Origin of the sequence: Streptomyces erythrochromogenes (assembly GCF_040684695.1) — a bacterium.
Lineage (GTDB): Bacteria > Actinomycetota > Actinomycetes > Streptomycetales > Streptomycetaceae > Streptomyces > Streptomyces erythrochromogenes_C.
Genome location: NZ_JBFBGM010000007.1, coordinates 144,992 through 164,179, shown reverse-complemented (window position 1 = coordinate 164,179; position 19,188 = coordinate 144,992). Strand labels below are relative to the sequence as shown.

The window sequence follows — 19,188 nt, the reverse complement described above, 5'->3', positions numbered from 1 at the left end:
CGTATCGGCCTGGGTGGCATCCCGTTGGCCGTCACCGGCAGTGAGGACGGCACCGTGGTCGTGTGGGACCTGGTCACCGGGGAGCGTCTGCACAGCCTCACCGGCCACATCGGGGAGATCCGGGCCGTCGGCACCGTCATCGGCCTGGGTGGCATCCCGTTGGCCGTCACCGGCAGTGAGGACGGCACCGTGATCGTGTGGGACCTGGCCACCGGGGAACACCTGCACACCCTCACCGGCCACACCAGGGAGATCCGGGCCGTCGGCACCGCCATCGGCCCGGGCGGTGTCCCGTTGGCCGTCACCGCCAGCGGGGACGGCACCGTGATCGTGTGGGACCTGGCCACCGGGAAAAGACTCGCCGACTACCGTCTGAAGTACCAACCGCAAACTGTGGCAACGACAAGCCAAGGCTTCATCGTCGGATACCGAGACGAGGTTGCGTACTTCGCTTTCTCATGACCGCCCAGCGAACAGGACTGACCGTCACCCCTCGCTAGGGGATACCTGGACTGGCCTGCCGTGGCCCCAGCCACAGCTCCAGGCTACCGACGCGTAGTCCTCTCCTCCCCGGATCCCGGGCCGCCGCAGTTGTCGGCGTAGGCTCGCTCCTCGGTTCCGTCGCGGCGCTGGACGACGTTGCGCCGGACACCGGGGGAGTCGGCGCGACGGCCGGACCGCTACTGCTCGCGGGGTGCTCGAAGGAACCCCCAGTCAGGTCACGCACGCCTGACGGTGGGCATGAGTACGGCGGTCAGCGCGGCAATCGCGAGCCAGGTTCCCCCGCCCAGGGCCACAGTCAAGAGAACCCGCTCCTGGGGAACGAGCAGGGCGGCGAGTGTCCCGTTCGTCAAACCCACTCCTGTGGCCATGTCCGCCTGCTGAGCAGTACTCGCCAGGCGCGCCAGCAGCCGGGCGACTCCGGATGCGCAGGCGAACAGCAAGGGACACCCCACCATCGCGGTCAGCAGGGCAACCCACCAGGGCGCCGGACTCCAGAACAGAAGGACTACCGACAGGACGGTGGTCACCCCCAATGACAGCAGAATGGTCCCGCCGGACTCTTGAGGCTGCCCCGGGCCTCTGCCCGGCAGGGAGGCTCCGTCGTCATAGAGCAGGTTGACCAACCCTGCGGCAAGCAACCCAAGTGGAGCTGCCCAGACCAGGTTCATACCGGCGAGGACGGCGAGGTCCAGGACGACCAGTGCGCCCAGTACGAGCGAGGCCCGGCCGCGGCCCCACTTCAGGGCTCCTTTGTCGACCTCGGGGCATGCTCGGACCGCGGTCTGAGTCCTGGCGAGTGGATCGACTGCCGCCTGGTCCTTCGCGGCAGGTGGGGGGATCCTGGTGGCCACCTTGCCGCGTTCGGCACCGAGCAGTGCGTCACCCACGGCGGCCGCACTGGCCGGACGCTTCCCCGGCTCCTTTGCGAGGAGTTGTCCAACCAGCCGGTCCAGCGCGAGCGGAACATCGGGGCGACGCGCGCGCACCGGAACCGGGGGCTGCTCCAGGTGCCTGGACAGGACCGACAGAGGCTCTCCGGTGAACGGCGGCAAACCGGTGAGCAGCTCGTACAGCAGGCAGCCCAGCGCATAAAGGTCGGTCGCAGGGCCCACCGTGTCGCCTCGGATCTGCTCCGGAGCCATGTAGCCAGGGGTGCCGATGGACATGCCCGTCGCGGTCAGCCCCTGCGTCGCGAGGGCACGGCGGGCAATTCCGAAGTCGCAGAGCTTCGTCCGGCCGGTGCCCGTGATGAGGACGTTGGAGGGTTTGACGTCACGATGGACCACGCCGGCACGGTGCGCTGCCTCCAGGGCCTGGCAGATCTGCTCCCCCCACCGCACCACATCGTCGATCGGAAGCGGCCCCTTCTGCAGGACCTCGCTCAGGGGACGTCCGTCGACCAGCTCCATGACTAAGAACACCGACGAGTGACCGCCGAATTGCCCCTCTCCGACGTCATGTACCGCCACCACGTGTGGGTCGGAGAAGGCCGCGGCAGCGCGGGCTTCGGCAAGCAGCCGCGTCGTCAGCACCCGATCCCCCGGACGCGTCAGCACTTTGACAGCCACCTGCCTGTGAAGAAGCTGGTCAGTGCCTCGCCATACCTGGCCCATACCCCCGGCGCCCAGCAGCACCTCCAGGCGGTACCGCCCAGCCAGGACGCTCCCCTCCATCGCTGTCTCCCTCCCCGGCCGCCCGGCGGCCTCCAGTACTGTGGATCAAGGTGTCCCCTGCGCACCACCCGCGACATCGCATCCTGGCCTCCGTAGGGAAGGGCCAGAGTCCTGTCCCGCGTGTTCGAGGGCGCCACGACGTGCGCGGTCTCTGCGACAGAAACACCGACATCCTGCCGCAGACACCGCCCGACCGTTCAGTTCTGAGGCTTCCAGGCTCGGATCTCCAGTCCGACGATCGGGGTGCCGGGTTCGATCTTGTCGGTGTCGATGAGCCACTTCTGCACGGCGGCCGCGACGTCGCCGCCAGCTGCGTCGACGAGGGCCTTGAACTCGGCGCCGTCGAACCCTTCCTCGCCGGAGCCCGGGCCGCCGCGGTTGTCGGCGTAGGCCCGCTCTTCGGTGCCGTCGCGGCGCTGGACGACGTTGCGGCGGACGCCGGGGGAGTCGGCCCGGCGGCCGGAGTCGTGTTTGAAGGAGCCCTTGCGGGCCCGAACGGTGAAGGCGATCTTCCCGCCGTTGGCGGCGGCGTCGTCGACCACGGGCCGCAGCCGACCGGCGCCGGAGGCGATGTGCTGCTTGCCGGCCTTGGCCAGGGACGAGGACCAGGCCCTGACCGGCTTCCCGTCGGCGCCGATGACCGTCTTGCCCTTGGCGTCCTTGACCGTCCGCTCCGCCCGCACCCGGGCCTTTCCACGTACGCGGGCCTTGTAGCCCTCGCGGTTCAGCCGCGGGTGGACGTGCCCGGCTGCCAGGGCCTTCAGGCTTGCGACGTCTCGCGGGCCGCCGGCCTGCACCTCCTGGACCACGGCTCGCAGCGCCTCCACCATCGACGCGCCCTTGTTCTTGGTGAAGAACTGGCTGACCAGGGATGGGTTGCGGCCGAGGATCTCGCCGACCTGCTTCCGGCTGAACCCGGCCCGCGCCAGCTCATCGGTGAGCCGGGCGGCTTCGTTGCGCTGCGCGCCCCGGCCGCCCGCCGGCCTCCTCCTGCGCGGCGTCACGCGGCCACCTCCTCGTCCTCGTCGTCACACTCGTGGTCGGAGTACACGAGGCTGTCGTCCTCGAACAGGGCGTCGCCCTCGTCGCCGCAGCCGTGACAGCGCCACTCCGCGCTCCACACGACAGCGCCCTCACGGCCGCAGTCGTGCCCGGCGTCGACGGTGTCCCCCTCCTCCCACATCGCCTCGCCCGAGGAGCCACAGGCCGGGTGCTCCCACTGCCCGCCCCAGACCACATCGGCGCTGCTCACATTCCCTCCGATTCGTATGCCTGGCGTCCCAGGCCTTGCAGGGTGTAGAACTCCTCGTCGGTGCGCGGGGTGGTCTGCTCCCAGGGCATGCGGCCCTTGAGCAGGTAGTCGCCCGGCTCGCCGCCGTACTCCCAGTCGACCGGTACCGAGGTGTAGATGGCGTCGGTCCGGAAGGCCAGGATGCTTCCCGCCGGGAGGTGCAGCGCACCGGCCTTCACCGGCTTCCCGGTCTGCGGGTCCTTCGCGCTGGTGCCCACCGACAACAGCGCCGCCCGGGCCGCCGACCACACCCCGGCCGCCCACTCCGGGTGGGCGTACTGGTCCCGGGCGAACCCGGCGTTGCGCTCCCAGGTGACGTGGGTGTCCGTGATGCCGGTCAGCCGGGCACCGTCCGGCAGGTCGGGCACCTCGCCGCTGGCGCCCAGCTCCAGGGAGCCGGTCGTGATCCGGGGCCGCTGCGCGAAGGTGCCGATGCCGTACAGCAGGATGCTGCGCACCGCGCGGGAGGCCAGGCGGCAGGCCTGCTTCTGCTGCTCGTCGCCGTGCAGCTCGGCTGTGGCGCGCAGGGACTGCCAGGCCTCGCGCAGCTTGGTGCTCCAGCCCTTGAGGGGGTCCCCTGATTCCCACAGCAGGCCGTCGAGGATCTCGATCCGCCACGGCGCGATCGGGTTGCGCAGGGCCAGGTTGACCTCGGCACCGCCCGCCCAGGTGGTGAAGGTCCGGCCGCCCTCGTACGGGTAGTGCCACGACCGCTCCCCGGGCGCCGGGGCCGGGAGCAGCCCGACGTGGTTCCAGTCCTTCGGGATGGTCACCCGCACCTGCCAGTGCGACGGCGCGAACAGCGCGTTGGTCTGCTCCTTCTCCGTCATCGCCGCGAAGGCCGCCGCCGTGATCCTCCTCGGAACGCCGACACCGGACGCCCAGGTGTGCTTGGCGTAGGCGAAGGTCCGGTCGACCTCGAACCAGCCGGGCACCCGCTCCGGAACCCGGGGCGGCGTGATCAGCTCGGTCCGGCCCTGGCCGGCGGTGGCGTGGAGCAGCCCGCGGATCTCCTCGGACATGACCGGGAAGCCGTCCGCCCACTTCGCTCCGGCCTTGGCCGGGATGGTCCGCGACCACAGGTCCCGGCCGGTCTGCGACGGGGCGCCCATGAGGACGACGTCCTCGAAGTTCGGCCGCAGCGCCTTCCACAGCTCGACGAACGCGGCGCGCACCGTCGCCGGGTCGGCGCCCTCGGGGTCGAACCACTCACCCACGCTACGGATCTCGGTGTGCTGGTCGCCGCGCTGCCACCGGCCGACCGGGTTGCGCGGGTGGACCAGGTGGCCGGCCTGCCGGTCCTTGCCGCGCGAGGACTCCACCGTCCAGCCCTCCGGCAGCGGAGCGTTCAGCCAGGCGGCGACGGCGTCCTTGAGGAACTCGTGCCGCTCGCTGCCCTGGTGCCAGGGGTCGCCCGCGGTGATGTAGATCCGCTCGATGGCGGCCGGGGCCACCGCGTAGACGGCGGTGAGGATCTCGGCCACGGAGGACTGGCCGAGGTCGAGGCGCGTCGTGCCGCCCTGCCACACCAGGACGCCGGTCGCGGTGTCGAGGAACGCCATCCCCCTGGTGGCCTGCTTGAAGTTCGGCCGCTTCGACGCCAGGCCGGGCTCGGCGCGGAACCAGGCGTCGCCCTCGGCACCGGCCGGAATCGACGGCAGGACACGTTCGGCCTCTTCGGGACCGGCAGCTGCCGGGGACGGGATGTTCTCGGCCTGCCGGGGCTCGCCGAGCGCCTCCAGGTCGAAGGCGCCGTCGGCGGTCGCCGCGCGCAGCCGCGCAAGGGCACCCGCCCGGTCGGTGGATCCGCTGTCCGGGTCCAATGCCGCGGACGTTTCCTTGATCGGCTCTGCGGGCACCTGAGCGGCCGACTGATCTTCCGTGGCGGTTTCCGTCGCGGGAGGCTCCGCAGGCGCCTCAGGGGCGCCCTGAGGGGCCAGAGAGGGCACCAGGGCGACGATGTCGATCACGCTGAGGCCGGCGGCCGTCGCGATCCGGTCCGAGGTGGCCTTCGCGTACCCGCCGAGCTGCCGGATCTGCTCAGCCCGGCGGTCGTGCAGTTTGTCGACCTTGGCCTGGAGCTGGGCCAGCTCGCGCTCCAGCGGCTTGAGTTCGTCGCGTACGGCCCGCAGCGCACTGAGGCCGACCGAATAATCCTTATTGTCCATTCTGTCCCCCTTAGATGTTTGCGGCCATGTCGACGAAACGCGACATGTAGAGCTGCTGCGCACATGTGATCGTCGCGGTCGGCCCGTTGCGGTGCTTGCCCACGATGATGTCGACCTCGCCCGCCCGCGGGCTGTCCTTCTCGTAGGCGTCGTCCCGGTACAGCAGGATCACCATGTCCGCGTCCTGCTCGATCGAGCCGGACTCCCGCAGGTCCGAGACCTGCGGCTTCTTGTCAGCCCGCATCTCCGGCCCGCGGTTGAGCTGCGACAGCAGGATGATCGGGAGGTGGAGTTCCTTCGCGAGCAGCTTGAGGCTCCGCGAGATGTGACTGACCTCCTGCTCTCGGTTGTCGTGCCGCTTGCCACCGCTCTCGATCAGCTGCGCATAGTCGATGATGATCTCGGCGAGATCTGGAATACGGGTCTTGAGCCGACGGCACTTCGCCTGGATCTCGGCCAGGGATCGCGCGCTCTCGTTGATGTGGAGCGGTGCCTCGCTGTACCTCTTGGCCGCGACCGCAAGTCGGCCCCATCCTGCCTCGTCGAGCGTCCCGGAGCGGATGTGGTGGAGGGCGACGTCGCCTTCAGCTGACAGGCACCGCATGTTGAGTTCGTCGATGCTCATCTCCAGCGTGATGAAGGCAGCCGGGCGGCCGGCTCCGGGGATGGGCTGGCGGTTCTTCCCCCGCGGCATGGTGCAGGCGCGCGCGAAGTCCATGGCGAGGGTGGACTTGCCCATGGCAGGCCGGGCGGCCACCACGATGACCTGGCCCCGCTGGAAGCCGTTCGTCAGGGAGTCGAGGTCGGTGAATCCGGTCGGCACACCGCTGAGTTCGCCGCCCTTCTCGGCGGCCTGGATCATGTCGAGCGTGCCTTCGAGCGTCTCACTCGGGGTGAGAAAGTCGTCCTTGCGGTCGCGGCCTTCGGTCACTGCGCCGATCTCTGCAGCGGCGGCCGCGGTGATTTCGTCGAGTTCGCCGACGCCCTCGTACCCCATCTGGACGATCTTGGTGCCCGCGGCTACCAGCCTGCGCAGGATGGCTCGCTCGCGGACGATCTCGGCGTAGTGCTCGGCGTTCGCGGCGGTGGGCACGGACTGCACCAGGGTGTGCAGGTAGGAAGCGCCACCGACCCGCGCGAGCTCGCCGGACTTCTGCAAAGCATCACCGAGGGTGAGTGGATCGACAGGATCGCCCTTGGCCGCCAGGTCAAGGATCGCCCGGTAGATCACCTGGTGCACGGGACGGTAAAAGTCGTCGGCGGCCAGCAGGTTGGAGACCTCGGTGATGGCGTTCTTCGACAGGATCATGCTGCCGAGAACCGACTGCTCCGCGTCGAGGTCCTGGGGAGGAACTCTCTCGAAGGCCTGCCGGTCGGGCTGCTTGCGGGCGGAGCGGAAGGTGGGCTCGATGTACGGCTCCTCCTCCACCGGCGACGCGGGGGGTGGGACACTGGTCATGGATCTCTTCCTGTCAGGTAGTGGTCTGGAGCGGCGGCCGGTTCTTAGCGGGAGCGGCCGCCGCCGTCATGTTTGGGCCTGGGTCAGACAGCCGGCCGACGCAGGCTGTCAAGCAGCGTGGCGACCTTGTCCGGCATCGGGACCGGTACGAAGTCGGGGTCCTCGACAACGGCGGGGCGCTGCCTCGGGACGTCCTTGCGGGCCAGCCGACGGGGGAGGTCCTCGATGCGGCTCTTAAGCACCCGCATCGGACGCTTGACGCCCTCGGGGTTCGAGGTGAGCTCCTTGACGAGGGCGTCGTCCAGCTCCCAGCCCTGATCCGCGACAATCGCAGCAAGCAGCGGAGCGAGGCTGCGCACCGTCACCCGTCCTGCGGTCCAGGGTCGGGGGAGCTCCTGGAGGAACTGGGACGCTGCCTCGATCTGCTCGGCGGACGGGGTGGGGTTCGTCGTGCTCTCCCCCTCCTCCTCCCGCGCCGCAGGCGCCACACCATCCGCACCTGTCCCGAGGGGGTAGGGGGAGGAGGTATTTACCTCCTCCGGGGGGTGTGGGGGGGAGCCCGTTCCACTTCCGGTGTTCGCGGACGTGGGCTGACCTGCGGAAACGAACGATCCTCCACGTCCGCGAACACCGCTTCCGCGAACACCGGAAACACCCTTACTTCCGCGAACACCGGAAGTGGGCTGACCTGCGGAAGTACCTGTTTCCGCGAACACCGGAAGTTTGGTCCCGGACTCCTCGGCGGGGCCCTCGGGGGAGTAGTCCGGGTTGTCCTCGAAGTGCTCGTACACCTCGTACGACGTCAGGCCCCGGTAGCCCTTGCCCTTCGGGTTGGGGATGGTCGTGCGGCGGATGAAGCGGGCCTCGATGAGCCGGGCGAAGGACTCGTAGACGGCGTCCCGGCCCACGAGCTCGGTGCCGCTCTTGGCCGACCGCACGCCGGCCTCGCGTACCGAGGCCACGATCCCGGGCACCGTGATCTGGGCGCCGCTGTTGATCGCGAAGAGCACGTGGAGGTAGACGGCGTAGTCGAGCTGGTGCGTCAGTCGGCCGCTGAAGGCGACGGCCCGCTGGACGGTGACCGCGCGCGCCGGGGCCTGGCCCCGGACGATGGTGGCCGCGAGGTCGAACTCGGGGCGCTCGCTCATGCCGTCACCGACTTGCGACGGCGGCTGACGGTGGGCTGCACGGTACGGAGGCCGACCTCCACCCACGTGGTGGCGGTCGGAGGGTAGATCGGGTTCACTGCACTCCTCCTGACGGAAGTTGTGCCGTGAACTCTCCACATGGGGGCTTGCCCGAAGGCTTGCCCGCGCCTCGAAAGGCCCAGGTGGGGGGCTTGCCCATTTCGGCGAGGCTTGGGCAAGCCCGGCCCGCGCGGCTGCGGGCCCGGGGGCGGTACGGCCGCGCTGGCGGCGTTGTGCTGGTTTGACACGCAAGGTTCCCTTGTTCAGGGAGCCATGGATCAGCTGATCAACTGTGACGCGGACCACCTGGGCAAGGGTGTGCTGGGCTTGCCCAGGGATCGTTGTCTATTCTGTTGGGTAGGTGACCAGCGGGCCCCTGGCGGTCCAGGCACCCAGCGCGGTCACCGCGCTGAACCACGACTCCGGATGCTTGCCGGCTGGGGAGTCGCTCGACGGCCGTCCTGTCTCACCAGGGCGGCCGTCCTCGTTTCTAGGCGGAGCCGATGTTCATGGCGGGCATTCTCCTCACTCTGCTTCGGTACTGACGGGTGCCGCGCTTGCCGCCGGGCTCTGGAGCTCGGGCCCGATGCCGCGGACCTGGCCGGCGGCACGCTGGAAGAGGGCACCGCTGCTGCGGCCGTCCGCCTCGACGGTGCGGACGTGCTCGAAGCCGCGGCCGAGGTAGTACTCCTGGAGCGCGTTGTTGTCGCGCCAGGCGTCCAGGCGCACCCACTCCAGGCCCGCGTCCTTGGCCTGCTCGCTGGCCCAGTCGAGCATCGCGCTTCCGATCTCGCCGCCGCTCACGTCGCGCCGGACGACCATCCGGTGCACGTACAGGGCGGGTTGGGCCGCCTCCTCCTCCGTCCAGAAGTCGGAGTCGGCGAACCGGTCCACGGTGATGGTGGCGACGGCGACGTCACCATCCTCGACGAGGTAGCACTCGCCCGCGGCGATGTTGGCCGCGATGCGTTCTTCACGCGGGGCGTACTGCCACTGGTCGATGCCCCGGCTGTTCAGCCATTCGGCGGCCTGACCCCACAGCTCGGTCACGGTTCCGATCTCGTCCTCGGTGGCGGGCCGGATGGTGAGCGGCCCGCCCAAACGGGGCTTGGACCGCTCCCAGGTGATGACGTGGCGGTCGCCAGGAAGGCAGTTGACCACCACCCGGACCGGCTTGTCGGCGGCGGTGAAGCCGGTGACCACGTGGATGGCTACCGGGGTGCCCGGGCCGAGGTGGAGCCGGTCGATCTCCTCCGGCGACGGCATCCGGACGTGAACCTCGTCCAGGGCCCGGACCTGCTCATGGCCGAGCTCGCCGAGCACGACGTTGGCGCCGCGCGCGATGTCCTTCGGGTCCATGATCTCGGTGCCCTGCACGAGGTCGAGCGGGAAGTAGGAGTCGTTGGTGTTGTAGGGCTCGCCGTCGACGAACCGGACCCGGCGGCGAACGGCCGTGAGCTGGCCCTCCTGAAGCTGGAGCCGCTCGCGGATCTCCTTGCTGGGCTGGACGATGGCGACTTCGATCTTCTGGCTGGCGCTGCGGCCCTCGTCGCTCAGCTGGGACATGAAGGCATCCATGGCCGGGCTGAGCGGCCGGCGCCGGAACTCGGCCTGCGGGCGGTAGGCCATCGGGCGACGGTCGCGGACGAAGTGCCCGCGAGGCCGGTCGGCGATGACCAGACCCTCGTTGATCAGCACGCTAAGCCCCTTGACCGCGGTGGTCCGGGTGGTGTCCCAGCGCTCCGCGATCTTGGTTTCAGTGGGCAGACGCGCACCTGGCGCGAGCGTGCCATCGCTGATCTCCCCCCGGATCTGATCTGCGATCCGTAGGTAGAGAGGGCGGGGCTTGCGGCTGATCGACATGGAAGATTAATACCTCGATTCGCATTGAGTAGTCAATGTAGTCGATTCAGCGATCCGTGCTTGACCGGACGCGCGGAGTGATGCAACATCGTTCACGTCGAGCCATTGAGTACTCAATGCAGTTCGAGTGATCCTTCCGTGTTCAGGCATGGAAAAGGCGGCTCCCCCGGGCCTCTGCCAAGAAACCCCGAGGGAGCCGCCGCACAGGCCGTCTTGAATCCATCCGAAGTGGAGACCGACCCGTGAACACCATCCTCGCAGCCTCCAGCCGCACGACCCACCCGCAGGGTCTGGAACAGGTCGAGCTCCTGCGTCACCTGCAGCTGATGACCGGCGTGAGGCCGGTCGACTGGCTGGCCCCGCTGGACGAGTCGGCCGAACAGCAGGCGGAGCGCCTGGAGTTCCAGGCCGACGTGATTCTCGGCATCGCCGAGCACGACCCGCAGACCGCCGCCCGCGTCGCCGAGCTGCTCCGTCGCCTGGCCGGCGAGCCCGCCGCGAAGCAGACCGACCGCGTCTTCGGTCAGGTCCCCGCGGAATCCGGCCCGGCCCGCTCCGAGTCCCTCCCCTTCCCGTTCACCGTCGCGCTCGTGGCGGGCTTCCGGAAGGGCAAGTCGGTGCCGGCGGCCGCCTTCACCGCGCGGGAGGTGCAGGTCGCATGAACACCAGCACCCCGCGCGGCCTGCCCCTGAAGGTCCAGGCCCTGGTGACGACCTGGTCGATCACCGCCTTCATCCTCTTCGGCGCCGGCTGGCTCCTGGGCCTGCAGGCGACCTGGTGGCAGCGCGTACTGCTCGCGCTCCCGGTCGTCGGCCTCGCCTACCTCGACAGCCGCGGCCACGCGCCCGTCGTCGAGATCCGCGCCCGGCTGACCCGGCTCCTCGCCGAACTCGGCGCGATCCAGGTCCCCCTGGCCGTGGCCGGCGGCGCCTGGCTCCTCGGTCTCACCCCCGGCGTCGCCGAGCGCATCGGCGTCTGCCTGGTCATCGCCCTCGTCGCCGCCCTGTACCGCTACGCCCCGCACGCGGCCGCCCCGAACGCCGGAGGTACCCCGTGAGCCTCACCGACTTTCGTACCGCCCGCCGCGAGGACAACGCGGCCGAGGCCGAGCAGAACCGCCTCAACGAGGAACTGCACGCCGACCTGAACCTCCGCGCGCAGCAGCAGGCCTTCGAGCAGGAGCGGGCGCGTGCCGCCGATGAGCAGGAGGCCAAGGACCGCGAGGCCAAGCGCATCCGCGAGGCCAAGGAGGCCGACGCCGCCGCGAAGCTCGCGAAGGAGAAGGCCGGCCAGGCGGCGAAGGCTGCGGCCGACAAGGAGAAGAGGCGGGAGAAGGCCCGGCGCCGCAAGGAGGCCCGCGAGCGGTTCGCCGTCCGGCTCAACGCCGCCCCGGCGTGGCTGGCCGAACACCTCGACCTGGCCGCCGCGCTGGCCGTCATGGCCTGCAGCATCGTGCCCGCCCTCATCTCGCAGGCCGCCTCGCTGACCGGCACGGGCATCCTGACCGAGATGGGCTGGGTGGGCTACCTCTTGGTCACCCTGCTCCCGGTGATGCTGGAGTGCTCAGCCTGGGCCGCCACGGCCGGCGAGGCCAAGGCCATGCAGCAGGGCCGCTCGCCGTGGCCGTACCGGATCGCGATCTACACCTTCGCGGGCCTGGCGGCATGGATCAACTGGCTGCACGGCCAGCAGGTCGGCGGCGACAAGTACGGGACCATCCTCGGCGCCGTCCTGGCAGCGTCCTCGATCATCCCGATCGCCGTCTGGCAGCTGGTCCAGCTCGGCCGGCACCAGGAAGCCCGGGCGCAGCTGAAGGCCGAGCGGGCCCGGCGCAAGGACGTGAAGGTCACCCGTAAGCAGCGCGAGGATTTGCTGCCGAAGGTGTGGGCGACGGCGAAGACGCTGCGCGCCATCGCGGGGCACGAACTCCTCACCGAGGACGAGGCCTGGCACGCCGCGTACGGCGTCCACGAGGGCACCGGCGAGGACCTGCCCGAGGAGCTGCTGCGGCACCTGTCGGCCGAGATGCTCGGGCTGCGGGTGGACGCGGAAGGCCGTCTCGCGGAGGTCCTGGAGGAGCTCGCGGACGCACGCCGCATGCGGCTCACGGCTTCTGCGAAGGTGTCCGCAGTGGCGGCCGACAGCGTCTCTGACGAGCCCGTGAAGCCGGTCGCGGAAGAGCCTGCAACCCTCCCTACGCGGGTGTTTGCCGGAACCCGTGAGGGGCTCGTAGAGGGCCCGGCGAACGCTTTCCGGTGGAATGGATCTTCGCAGGTCAACACGTCCGTCCCCCCGCCCGCGCGGACACCCGCGCGGAAGCGCGCGGCCGCTGCTGAAGGCACGAAGCGGCAGTCCGTGACGGCCCCCCTGCGGAAGCTCTCCGCGGCCGCCCGGCGGGCCGCCGCGGAAACCGCGCGGAACTACGACGCCAGCGAAAACGCCGCGATCGAGGAGTGGATCCGCAGCGAGATCCGCGCCGGCCGGATCCCCACCGCCAAGGGGGTCACCGCGGAGACCAAGCGGCGCCGTGCGGAAGTCCACGGGAGCAAGGTCATCGAGCCGGGCAAGTCCTGGGTCTACGACCGCCTCGCCAAGGCCAAGGCGGCCCGCAGCAACCCGGCCGGCCCCGGGAGCCGGTGATGCCGCGCTCCAGCCCCCGCTACGACGACCCGAAGGGCGAGGAGTTCGGCATACCGACCTGGCCCTGGAAGCTCGGCCCCGACCCCGAGGTCATGGCCACCTACCGACAGCTGCGGGCCCGCGGGCTGCGCCCGGGCGGCCAGCCCGTGGCCGGCCAGCTCGGGTGGACCCGCCAGGGCACCGAGATGTTCGCCGCCCTCTACCTGGTCGAGCTGGCAAAGCCGAAGCGGCCGATGACGGAGAAGCGATGGGCCGCAATCCGCAAGGCGGTGGCGGCCCGCCGGGTCTGCCCCGAGTGCCACACCGAGAAGGACTACGAGATCCCCAAGCGCTACGGGGTCTGCAACGACTGCCCCGGCGGCGCGAACGCCGCCTGACCCGAACACCTTCCCCCAGAGCGCAGGGCGGGGCCCGCCGGTCTCAACCGACCAAAGCGATGCCCGGCTTCCCCGCCCCGCGCTCACCCCCGACAGGAGGCGTGACCAGCATGACCGAGATCGACACCAACCCGAAAATCGACGACCCCGAGCTGTGGGCCAAGGTCGGCCGGGCCATGGACCGCAAGGTGCTGTGGGAGGCCGCCGAGCTGGTCGTCTCCACCCAGTTCGGCTCCCAGTCCATGCTCCAGCGCAAGCTGCGCATCGGCGGGGAGCTGACGGGCCGGATGATGGACGCGCTGGAGGCCCTCGGCGTCGTCGGCCCCGAACAGGGCGCCCAGGCCCGCGAGGTGAAGATCAAGCTCGTCGAGGACCTGGAGCCCGTCTTCGAGACCCTCTACGGCGACGGCGGCGCGGCCTTCACGGCACTGCTGGACACCGACCGCGAGCCGCAGGCCGGCATCCCGGCCCAGCCGACGGACCTCCCGGACGACGAAGACGAAGACGAAGACGAAGACGTTGACGACGTGCCGACGCCGGAGAACAGCCGCCCGATCGAGGGCACCGTCTACACCCCCCAGGAGTGGGAGCTGCGCGAGGACCCGGAGGGCGACCGCCCCTGGATCAACCCGCAGCTGCGCACCAAGGAGGGCCGCCAGGCCCGCTATGCCTACCTGCGCCGACAGGCCCGCCGCCGGGCCCGGAAGGCCGCCGCCCGCCAGCTGACCGTGCACGGCATCGTCCCCCGAGCCCTGCGCGGGGAGCGGAGGATGCGCGCCTGGGTCATCGGCATGGAGGGGTACAAGGCCGCGGCTGACGAGCGCCTGGCGCTCGCCGCCGTCGAGACGGCCAACCGCAGCGCCCGCCGCGCGCAGCTCGCGCTCCTCAAGCGCGGGGAGAAGCAGGCCGCGGCGGTCAAGCTCCAGATGGAGGCCGGCAAGCAGCTCGCCGTCGCGCAGACCGCCCGCAAGACCGCGAAGCGGGCTGTCGCATTCCGCGCCGGGTACACCTACGGCCCGGTGATCGCGGCCGACGCGGCCGCGCTCGGCTTCGCCGACGTCTGGGGCCTCCTCGGCGCCCTGGTGCTCAACCTCGCCGGCATCTCCCTGCTGGGCCGCGACGTCGAGGTGAGCGAGGAGGAGCTGGAGCGCCTGGAGCGGATCGAGGCCGGCGCCCCGCAGCAGGTCAGCGTGGGCATGACCCCGCGCATGTTCGAGCAGATGATGCGCCAGGCCCTCACCGAGGACCTCAAGCTCATGCTCTCGGCGCTGCGCGTCGACCCCCACGCGTGGGGGTTCGAGATTCACGTCTGGCTGGAGCGGATGACTCCCGAGAAGATCTCCAGCGGGCTGGACACGCTGGAGGCGTGCCTTCCCGGCGTGCGCACTGGCAGCGTGCTGCTCCAGCAGTCCGCGGAATCCCGGAACTACTGCGTCATCCGCGTCCCGGGCCCCAACCCCTGGCAGGCCGTTCCCGAACTGCCCGTCCGGGAACCGAAGTCCATTTCCACCGCCGACCTCCACAAGGCGCAGATCGGCGGCGACATGGCCGGGCGGGCCCTGGCCCTGCCGATGTGCCGCACCAACGTCAACATCGTCGGCAAGAGCCGGTCGGGGAAGTCCACGATTCTGCGCGCCATCCTCGACGTGCTCACCGCCACCGAGGACCAGATCATCATCGGCATCGACCTGGGCGGCGCCGGCAGCGGATTCGGCGGGCTCCGGCACGCCATGCACGTAGTGGCCACCACCCCGGCCGAGGCGAAGGCCGCGCTCCAGTGGGTGCTCGACATCGGCAAGGGCCGCCCCGGCCTCTTCGACCGCCTCGGCATGGGCGAGAACTGGGTCACCTCCCGCGCGCGGCCCGGCATCAAGCTCATCGTGGACGAGTTCCCCGCGCTGGTCCGCGAGAGCCGCAAGGGCTACTACGACGAGGACCTCAAGCGGCAGGTTTCCTGGGACCTCGACGGCATGCTCGCCGAAATCTCGATCACCTGCGCCAAGAGCGACGCCACCGAGCTCATCGCTGGACAGGGCGTCACGAAGGAGAAGATCAAGGACAACACCTGGGTCGTGGAACTGCCCGTCCAGGTGCTGGCCGCCTGCGACAAGGACGACGTCATCCAGATTCTCGGCGACGGCATGCTCGCCCAGGGCTGGCGCGCCGACCGGCTGGTGCCCGCCATGGGCGACCAGCTCAACGACGCCTCCGTGGTCTACGTGATGGCCGGCAACGCCTACTGCGAGCCCATCCCGTACCGCGGCTGCTACGCCGACCCCGAAGAGCTGCTGCGCCGCGGCCGGGCCCGGGCCCAGGCCGGCCTGGTCGACATCGACCCCGAGTCCGCGAAGCTCAGCCGCATCTCCCTCAAGAGCCTGATGGAGACCAGCGCCCGCAACTACGCCGCCGGGGACCAGGAGCAGGGCACCGTCCCGCAGCTGATCGCCTCCATCCGCGAGGTCTTCCGCGCGGCCGGGAACCCGAGCGGCCTCCAGCTGGAGGAGATCGCGGCAGGCCTCGCCCAGGACGACGCCGACCGCTGGGACCTGGACGCCTTCGATGGGGAGGACACCGCGGACCAGGAGGCCGCCCGCGCCGTCGCGCTGAAGGCGGCGATCAAGGCGGTGCTCGCGCCGGGCGGCAAGACCTGGACGACCGACAGCTACCGGCGCCCGGGGGAGAAGAGCACGGTCAAGGGCTACTGCCTGCGCCATCTGAAGAAGATCACCGGCGAGGACGCGAGCGCCTCCTGAGCGCAGGAACACCCCAGGAACACGCAGGTCAGCGAGCCGGAACAGGCCGAGAACAGGGACGGAACACCGCAAGAGACCGGTGGCACTGTTCCCCTCCCGGCCTCTGTTCCCGCCGCGTTCCGGCCCCTTGACCTGCACGTTCCTCCCCGTTCCCAGCTGTTCCCCGCCCGAAAGATCCCCAGGAGTCCGTAATGATCGACCCGACCTGTACCCACGACCCGGACGCCGGCTACTACCGCATCACCGCCGAGCGTCGCTTCAACTACCTCCAGCTCGACCCCGACCACACCGTCCGCGTCGTCTGGCAGGCCCTGCCCGTCACCTGCCCGATGTGCGGCGCCGACACCGGCTTGACCCTCGTCATGGAGCGCGCCGCGCAGCCCGTGGTCGAGGTGCTCTGCCCGGCCGGGCACGAGTGGTCGGAACACCTCATCGACCCCGGCCACTTCAAGGCCTGGGCCGACATGCGCTGGACCACCCCGAACTGGGACCTGTACTGGATCCTGGAGGCCGGCTTCGGCGAGGAGCCGCCCCCGCCCATCGACCTGGTCGAGGAGATCCCCAAAGCCGCGCGGATCGTCACCAAGACCCTCGTCCGGGAGGCGAAGAAGCGGGTGCGCCGCCAGGTCCGCCGGCGGGTCCGCGCGGCGAAGAAGAAGGCGCTCAACGTCGCCTACTCCCCGGTCGCGGCCCTGATCCGCACCGCCTGGGCGGTACAGGCCGGCATCCCGCAGGAGGCGCCCGACCCGGCCGAGGAGAAGGGCGAGGCGGTCCCGGCGCCGAAGATCCCGTCCTTCGCCAAGTACCGCGCCGCGTACGGCATGCCCGCCCCGGCCAAGGGGCCGGCGTGCCTGGTCTGCGAGGACAAGGGGCGGATCGTCGCCCCGGGCCTGGACATCACGTGCACCGAGTGCGAGGGCCCGGCCGCCGCTGCCCTGGAGGCCGCTCAGCGCAAGGCCGCCCGGGCCCGCGCCGGCGGCCGCTCCACCGCCGGCTCGAAGGCGGGGCGCCGCGGCGAGGAGACGGCCGCCGACGCCGGACGGCCGCCCGGCAAGTCCCGCTCCAGCGGCTTGACCAGCGCCGACGCATAGAGAGGGGAGAACCCGCAAATCCCTGAATGCATTCTATTGAAATGCATTCACTAGAGATGCATACTGGAGTCATGCAAGGCCCCCGGGGCGGCTAGCCCCGGACATCCACACCCGCACCCTCCGACCAGGGAGTTCGCCTTGACCACCTCGAAGACCTTCACCGCCACCGCCGCCGGTGCCCTGTGGGCCGACATCATCAGCCACCTGGGCACGGTCAACGTCACCATCGACCCGACGCTGACCAACGCGGTCGTCACGGTGAGCACGGGCGACGACGAGGGCCCGCTCGCCGACGCCGTGCAACGTACGACGATCGAGGAGAGCACCCACCAGGCCCTGAACTGCCTCGCCATCCGCGTCCCCCAGGCCAAGGGCAACACGATGACCATGGGCAACTCCACCTTCAACTTCAGCGGCAACAGCGTGGTCGTCGGCCAGAACGTCGGCGTCATCAGCGGCTCGGTGACCGGCATGACCATCAGCGGCGGCGACATCACCATCGGCGGCCGCAAGGTCGTATCCGGCGGACGCGTCGTCGCCCCGACGGGCACCGTCGTCTCCGGCGGCGGCATGGGCACCATCACCGTCGACCTGAAGCTGCCCAGCGAGATGTCCTCCGTCCGGATGGAGACCACCAGCGCCGACCTCACGGTCGACGGCGACCTCCAGGTCCTGGACTTCCACTCGCTCTCCGGCGACGTCGAGGCCCGGGGCGTGCACACGCTGCGCGGCAACACCACCAGCGGAGACTTCCAGGTGGACCGCGTGGACGCCCGCCTCGACGTCAACTCCATCTCCGGTGACATCGAGATCGGCGCCTACAACGGCTCGGAGTTCCGCTTCAACACCGTCTCCGGCGACGCCCACGTCACCGCGACCCCCGCTGCCACCGGCTCGATCGACGCGAAGACGGTCTCCGGTGACATCGCCACGCGCGGCACTGGCCACCTGCACGAGCGCGTCCGCACCGTCTCCGGCAAGCACCGCCGCCGGTGACTTCGCCCCGGGGCGGCCGCCTCCTGGCTACCAACCTTCACCGGCCGCCCCGGGCCTTCCACCCCGCTCCAGCAGGAGCAGAGGGACAGACACATAGTCCCTCACCCTCCGTCCCTCACCCTCCGTCCCGCGCAGCCGCCAGGTCGCCAACTCAGGCGGCCGCGGCGGGACCTCCACCCGCCCGGCACCACCCGCCGAAGGAGCCCCACCGTGACCCACGTCCTGGTCCACCCCGTCGAGACCGCCCGCCCGAAGTCCCTGGAGAACCGCCCGGTCCGGGCCGCACGCGCCCGTCGCGCCGGCGTCAAGGCCCTGTCCGCCGTCATCCGGTTCGACGGCATCGTGATCGTCGCGGGCACCGGCATCCTGGGCCTCAACGCGATCATCAACAACGAGGGCCCGCTCGCGAACTTCAGCGCCCCGGGAGCCGTTCTCGCCGCGCTCGCCCTCATCGGCGCCCTCTACGTCATCGACGCGGCCGCCAACGAGTTCATCGACTGGATCAACCCGGACCGCTGGGACGGCGACAGCGCCTACGCCCTGGCCGAGGAGCTCGGCCTGATCCGCGACGACATCGACTCCGGCGCCGACCCTGAGGAGATCCAGCACAGCCTGAACACCAGCGGACTGCTGGAGACGGCCGTCACCCTCACGCGCAGGCTCGCCGTGGCCTTCGCCGAGCAGGGCCAGGAGGACCAGGCCCAGCGCCTGTTCGCGTCCACCCTCCACCTGCGCAAGGCCGACCAGGTCCTCGGGCACGGCCAGGCCGCCGACGAGGCGCCCGGCGACGCCCGCGAGGATCTGCAGTAGAGGCGCCCCGGGGACGGTGGCCAGGTCGCCAAACTCAGCCCGCCGTCCCCGGGTCTCCCAACCAGCTCCAACCGGAGCAGGAGGGCCGGACCCATCGTCCCTCACGACCGCGAGGAGCCCAAATGACACCCCGCCCGGACACCGAGCCCACCACCGCCGAGGACATCCAGGCCGCCGTACGGATCGCCCAGACCGCCCGCGACAACGCCGTACTCGCCGCCGAGACGGAGTTCTGGCAGCGGATGGGCGAGCTCAGCAAGAGCTACCACGGCGCCCAGCAGGACGTCGCCGACGCCATGGGCCGCAAGCGCGACTACGTCTACAAGAACGTGCGCAAGTACACCACCTGATCCACCGCCTCCGGGGCCGGCCGCCA

General features: G+C 70.5%; 17 protein-coding genes. 10 read left to right on the top strand and 7 right to left on the bottom strand.

Annotated features, from left to right (window positions below):
* Positions 1–462: WD40 repeat domain-containing protein (locus tag AB0O53_RS14145; protein WP_494517992.1), on the top strand; the 462-nt coding region annotated here is incomplete at its 5' end.
* 257 nt (positions 463–719) lie between these two features.
* Here AB0O53_RS14145 and AB0O53_RS14140 read toward each other — a convergent pair.
* The 7 genes from AB0O53_RS14140 to AB0O53_RS14110 all read right to left on the bottom strand — a co-directional run bounded on the left by AB0O53_RS14140 (position 720) and on the right by AB0O53_RS14110 (position 10,145).
* On the bottom strand, positions 720–2,177 hold the full coding sequence (locus AB0O53_RS14140; RefSeq protein ID WP_365195507.1) for a serine/threonine-protein kinase: 1,458 nt from the start codon (positions 2,175–2,177) through the stop codon (positions 720–722).
* 197 nt (positions 2,178–2,374) lie between these two features.
* Positions 2,375–3,181, bottom strand: coding sequence for a hypothetical protein (locus AB0O53_RS14135; protein ID WP_365195504.1), 807 nt, complete (start codon positions 3,179–3,181; stop codon positions 2,375–2,377).
* A complete protein-coding gene (locus AB0O53_RS14130) occupies positions 3,178–3,429 on the bottom strand; it encodes a hypothetical protein (RefSeq protein ID WP_365195502.1) in 252 nt (83 codons plus the stop codon). Before AB0O53_RS14130 ends, AB0O53_RS14135 begins: the two co-directional genes overlap by 4 nt.
* A complete protein-coding gene (locus tag AB0O53_RS14125; RefSeq protein ID WP_365195499.1) occupies positions 3,426–5,636 on the bottom strand; it encodes a Mucin-19 in 2,211 nt (736 codons plus the stop codon). Before AB0O53_RS14125 ends, AB0O53_RS14130 begins: the two co-directional genes overlap by 4 nt.
* A gap of 10 nt (positions 5,637–5,646) precedes the next feature.
* On the bottom strand, positions 5,647–7,095 hold the full coding sequence (gene dnaB / locus AB0O53_RS14120) for a replicative DNA helicase (RefSeq protein ID WP_365195497.1): 1,449 nt from the start codon (positions 7,093–7,095) through the stop codon (positions 5,647–5,649).
* An 83-nt stretch (positions 7,096–7,178) separates the two neighbouring features.
* Positions 7,179–8,243, bottom strand: coding sequence for a hypothetical protein (locus AB0O53_RS14115; protein WP_365195494.1), 1,065 nt, complete (start codon positions 8,241–8,243; stop codon positions 7,179–7,181).
* Positions 8,244–8,807: 564 nt separating this feature from the next.
* Complete coding sequence (locus AB0O53_RS14110; RefSeq protein ID WP_365195491.1) at positions 8,808–10,145, bottom strand: GNAT family N-acetyltransferase; 1,338 nt, start codon at positions 10,143–10,145, stop codon at positions 8,808–8,810.
* A gap of 242 nt (positions 10,146–10,387) precedes the next feature.
* On the opposite strand from AB0O53_RS14110, the gene AB0O53_RS14105 reads away from it, so the two are divergent.
* The 9 genes from AB0O53_RS14105 to AB0O53_RS14065 all read left to right on the top strand — a co-directional run bounded on the left by AB0O53_RS14105 (position 10,388) and on the right by AB0O53_RS14065 (position 19,162).
* Positions 10,388–10,807: a hypothetical protein gene (locus AB0O53_RS14105; RefSeq protein WP_365195488.1), complete on the top strand. Its 420-nt coding sequence runs from the start codon at positions 10,388–10,390 to the stop codon at positions 10,805–10,807.
* Complete coding sequence (locus AB0O53_RS14100; protein ID WP_365195486.1) at positions 10,804–11,202, top strand: hypothetical protein; 399 nt, start codon at positions 10,804–10,806, stop codon at positions 11,200–11,202. Before AB0O53_RS14105 ends, AB0O53_RS14100 begins: the two co-directional genes overlap by 4 nt.
* A complete protein-coding gene (locus tag AB0O53_RS14095) occupies positions 11,199–12,785 on the top strand; it encodes a hypothetical protein (RefSeq protein ID WP_365195484.1) in 1,587 nt (528 codons plus the stop codon). The genes AB0O53_RS14100 and AB0O53_RS14095 overlap by 4 nt, the downstream gene beginning before the upstream one ends.
* Positions 12,785–13,162 carry an RRQRL motif-containing zinc-binding protein gene (locus tag AB0O53_RS14090; RefSeq protein WP_365195481.1) on the top strand — a complete coding sequence of 126 codons (378 nt, stop codon included), beginning with the start codon at positions 12,785–12,787 and terminating at the stop codon, positions 13,160–13,162. Before AB0O53_RS14095 ends, AB0O53_RS14090 begins: the two co-directional genes overlap by 1 nt.
* A 110-nt stretch (positions 13,163–13,272) precedes the next feature.
* Positions 13,273–15,915, top strand: a complete 2,643-nt coding sequence (locus AB0O53_RS14085) for a DNA translocase FtsK (RefSeq protein WP_365195718.1) — start codon at positions 13,273–13,275, stop codon at positions 15,913–15,915.
* Between the two features lie 191 nt (positions 15,916–16,106).
* Positions 16,107–17,006, top strand: coding sequence for a hypothetical protein (locus AB0O53_RS14080; protein WP_365195478.1), 900 nt, complete (start codon positions 16,107–16,109; stop codon positions 17,004–17,006).
* A 138-nt stretch (positions 17,007–17,144) separates the two neighbouring features.
* Positions 17,145–18,002 carry a DUF4097 family beta strand repeat-containing protein gene (locus tag AB0O53_RS14075; RefSeq protein WP_365195476.1) on the top strand — a complete coding sequence of 286 codons (858 nt, stop codon included), beginning with the start codon at positions 17,145–17,147 and terminating at the stop codon, positions 18,000–18,002.
* 210 nt (positions 18,003–18,212) lie between these two features.
* Complete coding sequence (locus AB0O53_RS14070) at positions 18,213–18,812, top strand: hypothetical protein (protein WP_365195474.1); 600 nt, start codon at positions 18,213–18,215, stop codon at positions 18,810–18,812.
* 122 nt (positions 18,813–18,934) lie between these two features.
* A complete protein-coding gene (locus AB0O53_RS14065) occupies positions 18,935–19,162 on the top strand; it encodes a hypothetical protein (RefSeq protein WP_365195471.1) in 228 nt (75 codons plus the stop codon).
* Positions 19,163–19,188 lie beyond the last annotated feature (26 nt).